Here is an 8,076-nt window from a genome sequence, read left to right on the forward strand (position 1 = left end):
TACCGGCAGAGCATCGCGCTGATCCAGCAGCTGATGCAGCAGCGCATGTTCCCGCTGACCCTTTCCGGACTCGAAGGCGCGATGCGGCTGCTCAGCAAATGAAGCGTCTCTTTGCACTGCTCGTCGCAGTGCTGCTGAATGCCTGTGCCACGCAGGCTCCCCCGCAGGCACCCGCCCCACCGGCGCCGGACATCCCGGCCGACGCGCCGGCCGTCTACAGCGTCGACATCCGCATCGACGGCGAAAGCCGCGAGGCCGCGCGCCTGCGCACGCTGCTGGCCCAGAACCTCGACCTTGCCCGCTACCGCGCCAGCGAGGCGGCGCTGAGCCGGGTGGAGCTGGCCCGCCTGGCCGCTGCCGCGCCCGCGCAGGCCGAGACGCTGCTGGAAACCGAGGGCTACTTCAACGCCAAGGCCGACGTGGACCGCGACACGGCAGACGAGACGCGGCTGTTGCTCACCGTCAAGCCGGGGCCGGTGACAAGGGTCGACAAGCTCGAGCTCGAGTTCACCGAAGGCCTGGCCGACGAGCAGGCCCAGGCCCTGCGGGAAGTCCTGCGCAGCGCCTGGACGCTGAAGAACGGCGCCGCCTTCACGCAGTCGCAATGGGCCTCGGCCAAGAGCGATCTGCTGCTGCGCGCGCGCAATGGCGGCTATCCGCTGGCGCGCTGGGCCGAGACGGCCGCCCGCGTCGATCCCGACACGCAGACCGCCGAGCTCCACCTCGTGCTGGCCAGCGGCAACCGTGCCAAGCTCGGTGCGCTGCGCATCGAAGGGCTCAAGCGCCAGAGCCGCAATGCCGTCGAGCGCCTGGCCGGCTTCGACACCGGTGATGACTACACCGAGCAGAAGCTGGCCGAGTTCCAGGAGCGCCTGGCCAAGACCCAGCTCTTCGACGCCGTGCGCGTGCAACTGCTGCCCGAGGCCCCGAACGCCGACGGCACCACGCCCGTGCAAGTCACGCTGACCGAGTCGGCCCTGCAACAGGCCACGGTGGCGGTGGGCTATCACAGCAACACCGGCCAGAGCATCAGCGTCGAGCATCTGCACCGCCGCCCCTTCGATCTGCCCGTGCGCGCCCGCACCAAGCTGCAATTCAGCCGCGACCTGCGCGGCGGCGAGCTGGAACTGAGCTCCCACCCCCAACCCGACCTGAAACGCAACCTCGCCTCGCTGCAGTACGAGCAGGACCGCACCGGCGACACCATCGCCACCAACCTGGGCGTGCGCCTGGGCCGCCTCTATGAGTCGACGCGCGACGAGCGCCTGAGCTATGTCGAGCTGCTGCGTGCCCGCGAGACCGCCGGCAGCGAGGTCAACACCAACCTGGCGCTTTCCATCAACCAGCAGTGGATACGCCGCCGCCTGGACAGCACCCTGCTGCCCACCGACGGCCACCAGGCCCTGGCCCTTGTCGGCTTCGGCTATGCGAAGGGCGGCGGCACCGACGACAGCGGTCCCTTCGGCCGCATGCAGTTCAAGCTGGGCGTCTACAAGCCCTTCGGTGGCTGGTTCGCGTCGGCGCGCGCCGAGGTGGCCCAGGTGGTGTCGAAGGAGCAGGTCGGCGTGCCCGAGAAGCTGCTCTTCCTGGCAGGCGGCGACGAGTCGGTGCGCGGCTATGCCTATCGCAGCCTGGGCCCGCAGAAGAACGGCCTGACCGTCGGCGGCCGCGTGCTGGCCACCGGCAGCCTGGAAATCGCGCACCCCATCATGCCGAGCTTCCCCAGCCTGTGGGGCGCCGTCTTCGTCGATGCCGGCAATGCTGCCTCGCGCTGGCAGGACTACCGCGCCGCCATCGGCTATGGCGCCGGCGTGCGCTGGCGCAGCCCCGTCGGCCCGCTGCGCGTGGACCTGGCGCGTGCGCAGGAAACCGGCAAGTGGCGGTTGCACTTTAGTGTGGGGATCACGCTGTGAGGCGATCCTTGCGCATCCTGCGTGCCGCCCTGATCGCGCTGGCGCTGGTGCTGGTGCTGATCGCCGGCTTCGTTGCCTGGCTGCTGCAACGCCCTGCGGGTGGTGCCTGGCTGCTGGCCCATCTGCCCGGTGTGCAGATCGAGGCCCCCGAGGGCTCACTGATGGGCGAGTTCAGCGCGCGTCGCCTCATCCTCACCTGGGCCGGTGGCTCGGCCGAATTGCGCGGACTGCGCTGGAAGGGCCTGGGCGTCAGCCCCAGCGCCGGCCTGCTGCTGGCGCGCGAGCTGGCCGTGGACGAGGTCGTCATCCGCAGCCAGGCCAGCGACAAGCCCATCGCCCTTCCGCCGGACCTCACACTGCCACTGGGCGTGCAGATCGCCAGTCTGCGCATCGCCAAGCTGAGCTGGGCGCCCGATCAGGCACCGTTGCTCGGCCTGGACGCCCAGCTGGACCTGCCCCGCCGCGGCACCCATCGCATCGAGCTCAAGGCTGCTCGCTGGCAACACCTGACGCTGGCCGGCAAGGCCCGCATCGAGAGTGCCGCGCCGCTGCAGACCGACGCGACGCTGCGCGTGCAGCAGGCCGAAGCGACCGACCTGCCGTGGTCAGCCGTCGCTGCAGTCACCGGCCCATTGGCCAGGCTCAAGGCCAAGGCCGAACTGGAAGCCGCCCACCAGACACTGAAGGCCGACGGCGAGGTCCAGCCCTTTGCGCCCTGGCCCGTCAACGCGCTGCAACTGAAGGCCGACAAGCTCGACCTGGCGGCCCTCATGCCCGGCCTGCCACGCACGGCGCTGAGCGGCGACGCCCAGCTGAAGGCGCCGGCCCGTGATGCCGAAGCCACGCTGCAGGCCGACCTGCACAACGCCGCTGCCGGCCGATGGGACCAGGGCGCCCTGCCCGTCAACCGCCTCGTCATTGCGCTGGCCGGCCGGCCCGACCAGCCCACCAGCCTGCGCCTGACCGCGCTGGATGCCGAACTGCCCGGCGGTGGTCGAGTGCAAGGCAAGGGAGCGCGTGAGGCCGATGGCCGATGGCAGCTCGACGCCCGCGTGCAGGGCCTGCGCCCCGAAACGCTGGACGCGCGAGCCACGCCGGCGCGCCTGGATGGGCCGCTCACGCTCGCGGGCAGCAAGGCCGGCCCCTTGAGCGCCAAGCTTGACCTCGCCGGCACGGTGCAGAACCGCCCGCTGCGCGTGAAGGCCAAAGCCCGGGGCGAGGGCACGAAGTGGCAGATCGAGGACGCCCAACTGGCCAGCGGCGACGCCACGCTGCAGGCCAGCGGTCGCGTCGACACCGCCGGTGCCGCGCAACTCAAGGTTCAGCTGCGCCAGTTCGACCCGCATCTGCTGTGGCGCGGCGCACCCGGTTCGGCCTGGGCTCGCCTGCCCGGCCCGACACGACTCAGTGCCGAGGCCGATGTGGACGTGCGCGGCAAGACCATCGCCACGCTCAGTGGCAACGTCTACGCCCGCTTGCTGCCCAGCCAGTTCGCCGGCCTGCCCCTCGAAGGCCGGATCAAGCTGCAGCGCGAACGCGCCGCCKACGCGGCGGCCTTCGACATCGACGGGCGCCTGGGCAACAACCGCGTGCAGACCAGCGGCCAGGCTCGGGCCGAAGCCATCACCGGCACTGCCGCACTGAAGGCCGGCGCGCTGGCCGAGCTGAACCCGCTGCTGGCGCTGTTTGACCAGCAGCCGATCGCCGGCCAGGGCGAGGGTGATGGCAGTTTCCAACTGGTGCGCGGCATCAAAGGATGGCAGGTCGGCGGCAGCGGCAAGCTGTCGCTGGCCTCCGCCAAGGCGTTGGGCACCAGCATCGCCGCCCTGAAGGCGCGCTGGGAATTGCCCCTGCCCGGCGCCGATGGCGATGGCCCGGTCGCGCTGAACCTGGACATCAGCCAGCTGCGTGACCCACTCGCCCAGCTCACCAGCGCCAAGCTCGACTTGCAAGGCCGGCGCAGCGCCCACGATGTGAAGGCCGAGGTCAGCGGCAAGATCATTCGAGATGCATCGGCGCGCGACTCGCAAGACCTGACGCTGAACGCCCAGCTCCAGGCCCGTGGCCGCTGGGATGGGCAGGCCTGGAGCGGCCGCGTTGCGCGCATAGCCATCGGCCCGCTGCGCCCCAACACGCCGCCACTGCTGGCGGCCAAGGACATCGGCCTGCGCTGGGCCAGCGACGGCCCACGCCTGCAGGCCGAGCCCGGCCGCGCCGAGGTGGGCGGCGCCTTCGTGCGCTGGCAGGCCCTGAGCTGGACCGGCGGCGAACGGCCCGAGGCCCGCGCCGAACTGCAGCTCGAGGACGTGGCCGCCGCGCCATTGATGGCGCGCTGGCAACCCGACTTCGGCTGGGGCGGCGACCTGCGCGTGACGGGCCATGCCTCGCTGCTGCTGAATGATCGGCTCACCGCCGAACTGCTCATCGAACGCCAGAGCGGCGACCTGCGCGTGACCGACGAGTTTGGCCAGCGTGCGCTGGGACTGACCGACCTGCGCCTGGCGGTGAATGTGCGCGACGGCCTGTGGCAGTTCGCGCAGGGTGTGGCCGGCAGCGAACTTGGCAGCCTGGGCGGCGCGGTGACGCTGCGCCCGGCCAAGCTCTGGCCTGACGCGCAGACGCCCGTGCAAGGCGTGCTGCAGGCCAATATCGCCAACCTCGCCACCTGGGGCAGCTGGGTGCCGGCCGGCTGGCGCCTGGGCGGCCGCGCGGCGGCCACCGTGCAGCTTTCCGGCCGTCTGGGCGCCCCCGACCTCAATGGCCGCGCCGAAGGCGAGAACCTGGCGCTGCGCCATCTGCTGTTCGGCGTGGATGTGACCGAGGGCCGCTTCACGCTCGACTTGAAGGGCCAGCATGCCGAGCTCTCCAAGCTCGAGGCGCGCGGYGGCGATGGCTGGCTGCGCGCCAGCGGCACGGCCGAGTTGGGCGCCCAGCCCAAGGCCCACATCGAGATGACGGCCGACAAGCTGCGCGTGCTGTCGCGCGTGGACCGCCGCCTCGTCGCCAGCGGCCAGGCGGCGCTGGACCTCGACGCCAAGGGGCTCAAGCTGGAAGGCAAGCTGCGCGCCGACGAAGGCCTGTTCGACTTCAGCCGCGGTGACGCGCCCGCGCTGGCCGACGATGTGACCGTGCTGCGCGGCCCGCGCGACGCGGCGCCCACCGCACCGCCCGCACCCAAGGCCGCGCGCAACAGCGTCGTCAACGTCGCGCTGGACTTCGGCCGCGACTTCAAGGTACGCGGCCGGGGCCTGGCGACGACGCTGCGCGGCCAGCTGCAGGTCAGCCAGAACAACGGCCCGCTGCGCGTCACGGGCAAGCTCGACGCCGACGGCGGCCAGTACGCGGCCTATGGCCAGAAGCTGGACATCGAGCGCGGCGACATCAGCTTCACCGGCGCCTACGACAACCCGTCGCTGGACCTGCTGGCCGTGCGGCCCAACCTCGATGTGCGCGTCGGCGTCTACGTGGGCGGCACGGCGCTGGCGCCGCGCGTGAGCCTGTACTCCTCGCCCGAGATGAGCGACACCGACAAGCTCTCCTGGCTGCTGCTGGGCCGCGGCCCAGATGGCCTGGGCCGCACCGACACGGCCCTGCTGCAGCGCGCCGCCCTGGCCCTGCTCAGCGGCGAAGGCGAAGGCCCGACAGGCAAGGTGCTGCGCAACCTGGGGCTGGATGAGCTCTCGCTGTCGCAGAGCGACGATGACACCAAGGCCACCATCGTGCGCCTGGGCAAGCAGATCTCGCGGCGCTGGTATGTCGGCTATGAGCGCGGCCTGAACGCAACGACAGGGTCCTGGCAGCTCATCTATCGCATCGCCCAGCGCTTCACGCTGCGGGCCCAGGGCGGGGACGACAACGCGCTCGATCTCATCTGGCAGTGGAAATGGGATTGATGTGAGCCCCTCGCCCAGCATGCCCTGCTGAACGCAGGCAAGTCTGGTCGGTCCCCCGAGGGGACGACGATGCTTGCGGCGTTGAGCCGCAAGCACATCGCCAGAGCGGGCCGGCTTGGGAGCGGCCCGGCGCTCGACCCGCAGATCTTGCAAACGAGCCCAAGCGCCAGCGGCGTCCTACAAAGCGACGCGTTTCGTTTGCCATTCGGCATCCCGGCCTGCCTACACATCTGAAACCCCGTTGAGACCAAAGTTGTTTCATCAACCCCTGTTGATTCCGATGGAGGTTCACCATGACCCAGGTCCAGCTCACTACGCCAACAGCACCCGCTTCGCTGCCGCTTCCTCAGTCCGCGCACAAGGCGACCATCGCCGAAACCCTGCGGGCTGAGCCAGAGCTCACCCATCTGCTGCACTTCGAGCCGCTGACCTACCAGGGCGCCGGCCTGGACATTCCCTGCGACCGCCAGGGCCGCGTCGGCCTTGATGCCCTCGGCGACAAGCTGCGCAACGACTACTTCTTTGCGCGGGCACTGATCGGCCGCCTGTTCGACAAACCGACCGTCAAGCAGGCCCTGCCGGTGATGCATTCCTGAGCAATCAGGCGCCGTCCTACAGCCCCACCCTGGTCTGCCCGACAGCGGGCGCCAAGACCCTCCGCGAGGATTCAGGCCATGTTCACAGACTCACTCTCTGCGCGGACCGTGCCCCATCTGCCGGTCGCCGCCGATCTTGTCGATGCCGATCTCGACGTCTCCCTCAGTACCCCGTCCACGCTGGTCGTTCACGCCAGCCTGGAACTGCAAGGCAGCGAGGCCATGGACCTCGCCCTGGTCATTCCCCGCTCGCGTTGCAATGGCGAGCGCCCGCTTCTCACCGCCCTGCTGGACGCCGTCCAGGCCGCTGTCGCACGCGCGACGCGTGGCGGCACCCTGCACCAGCCCCGCCGGGTGCTGACGCGCGTGGCCGGCCAACCCCATCTGGTCGCGCAGTTCTAAAGGCCTATTTCGAGCGCCCGTCAAACTCCGTGACGGGCACGGCCTTCAGGTCGATGTCCTCCAGGCAGCGGATGTTGATGGCTGCCATCGCCGAGCCGTCCGGCCCCTTGCCTTCGCCATAGGGATGCATGCCACAGGTCGGGCAGAAGCGATGCTGGATGACATGCTTGTTGAAGGTGTAGCTGCTGGCGTTCTGCTCCGGCGTCAGCAGTTTCAATGCGCTGCGCGGCACGAACCAAAGCAGCGATCCCTTGCGCTGGCAGATCGAACAGTTGCAGGACAAGGCGGAGCCGATCTCGCCCTCGACCTCGAACTTGATGTGGCCGCAGTGGCAGCTTCCTTGGTGCGTCATGTCGCGTGTCTCCTTGAGTAGGCGGATGCTGCCAGAAAGCTCGCGAGACCCCATGCGAGAATGCGCGCCGCCTGACCGGTGCCTTTACGGCGCCAACGGTGCTCTCCGTAGTTCAATGGATAGAACGGCCGCCTCCTAAGCGGCAGATACAGGTTCGATTCCTGTCGGAGGGACCACAATGAACAGTCAGAGCCGCTCAGAGCATCCAAAGCGCTTCAGTTCTCATAGGGACGAAGCGCTTTTTTCTTCTCAGAGCCTCTCAGAGTGGCGCCATACATCGTAGGCGAAGCGGACCTGGTCGGGCTCAATGTGGGCGACTACGAGGCCGCAAGCCCCAGTATCTGTTCAATGTGTATCCGTCCCTCCAGGCCGCAACTGGGCAGCCGTATCGCCGGCTGCTTGTGCACGTAACAGACGCACATGACCTGGCGACCGTGCGTCGGGTGCTTGGCGCGCTGAAGGTCGAGTCGTCCCCGGCGCCGTTTCAGGTCCTTTTCACCGTGAAGGCGGTCCAGCAGCGCTAGCTTTCCATGACGGGCGATGGAGAACACGTCGGTAAACTGACCCCCGTTAACGGAGGGCGGCCTCCAACCTGGGCCATGACAGCGTTCAATCCGCAAGTGTTTAAGTGGGCGAGAGAGAGTGCCGGCCTGGGGCTGGAGGAAGCGGCGCGCGCTGTTCACATCGTTCCAGCGTCGCTTGAGGCCATTGAGAAGGGCGACAAGCAGCCGTCGCGGACAAATCTCGCGAACATGGCGAAGGCATACCGACGTTCGCTATTGAGCCTGTACCTTGCGGCACCCCCAAAGATGGGCGACCGCGGCCACGACTTCCGCACCGTTACAGCTGACCGTACTGTCGAAGCCGAAGCCGCCATAGATGCGTTGCTTCGGGATATTCGCGTCCGTCAGGGGCTCGTG

At 69.1% G+C, this 8,076-nt stretch carries 6 protein-coding genes and 1 tRNA gene; 6 read left to right on the forward strand and 1 reads right to left on the reverse strand.

Translation table 11 applies throughout. The features are described 5' to 3' along the window. The first annotated feature begins 98 nt into the window (after positions 1–98). The 4 genes from ACXJKR_RS17975 to ACXJKR_RS17990 all read left to right on the forward strand — a co-directional run bounded on the left by ACXJKR_RS17975 (position 99) and on the right by ACXJKR_RS17990 (position 6,804). Positions 99–1,913, forward strand: a complete 1,815-nt coding sequence (locus ACXJKR_RS17975) for an autotransporter assembly complex protein TamA (protein WP_457323982.1) — start codon at positions 99–101, stop codon at positions 1,911–1,913. Positions 1,914–1,921: 8 nt separating this feature from the next. Further along, positions 1,922–5,806, forward strand: a complete 3,885-nt coding sequence (locus ACXJKR_RS17980) for a translocation/assembly module TamB domain-containing protein (protein ID WP_457323983.1) — start codon at positions 1,922–1,924, stop codon at positions 5,804–5,806. Between the two features lie 293 nt (positions 5,807–6,099). Continuing rightward, positions 6,100–6,402 (forward strand): hypothetical protein, encoded by a 303-nt coding sequence (locus ACXJKR_RS17985; protein ID WP_235532010.1) that lies wholly within the window; start codon positions 6,100–6,102, stop codon positions 6,400–6,402. A 78-nt stretch (positions 6,403–6,480) separates the two neighbouring features. Beyond that, a complete protein-coding gene (locus tag ACXJKR_RS17990; RefSeq protein WP_457323984.1) occupies positions 6,481–6,804 on the forward strand; it encodes a hypothetical protein in 324 nt (107 codons plus the stop codon). A 4-nt stretch (positions 6,805–6,808) separates the two neighbouring features. Here the strand turns inward: ACXJKR_RS17990 and ACXJKR_RS17995 are convergent, their stop codons facing one another. Further along, positions 6,809–7,156 (reverse strand): GFA family protein, encoded by a 348-nt coding sequence (locus ACXJKR_RS17995; RefSeq protein WP_056198875.1) that lies wholly within the window; start codon positions 7,154–7,156, stop codon positions 6,809–6,811. 101 nt (positions 7,157–7,257) lie between these two features. On the opposite strand from ACXJKR_RS17995, the gene ACXJKR_RS18000 reads away from it, so the two are divergent. After that, a tRNA-Arg gene (locus ACXJKR_RS18000) sits at positions 7,258–7,332 on the forward strand. A 423-nt stretch (positions 7,333–7,755) separates the two neighbouring features. Then, on the forward strand, positions 7,756–8,076 hold a 321-nt coding region (locus tag ACXJKR_RS18005), incomplete at its 3' end, for a helix-turn-helix domain-containing protein (RefSeq protein ID WP_457323985.1).

The organism is Roseateles sp. P5_E11, assembly GCF_054049355.1.

What these genes read in the sequence shown, in the direction of transcription:
- ACXJKR_RS17975 (WP_457323982.1), top strand. Translation starts at nt 99, where the DNA reads ATGAAGCGTCTCTTTGCACTGCTCGTCGCAGTGCTGCTGAATGCCTGT.
- ACXJKR_RS17985 (WP_235532010.1), top strand. Translation starts at nt 6,100, where the DNA reads ATGACCCAGGTCCAGCTCACTACGCCAACAGCACCCGCTTCGCTGCCG.
- ACXJKR_RS17990 (WP_457323984.1), top strand. Translation starts at nt 6,481, where the DNA reads ATGTTCACAGACTCACTCTCTGCGCGGACCGTGCCCCATCTGCCGGTC.
- ACXJKR_RS17995 (WP_056198875.1), bottom strand. Translation starts at nt 7,156, where the DNA reads ATGACGCACCAAGGAAGCTGCCACTGCGGCCACATCAAGTTCGAGGTC.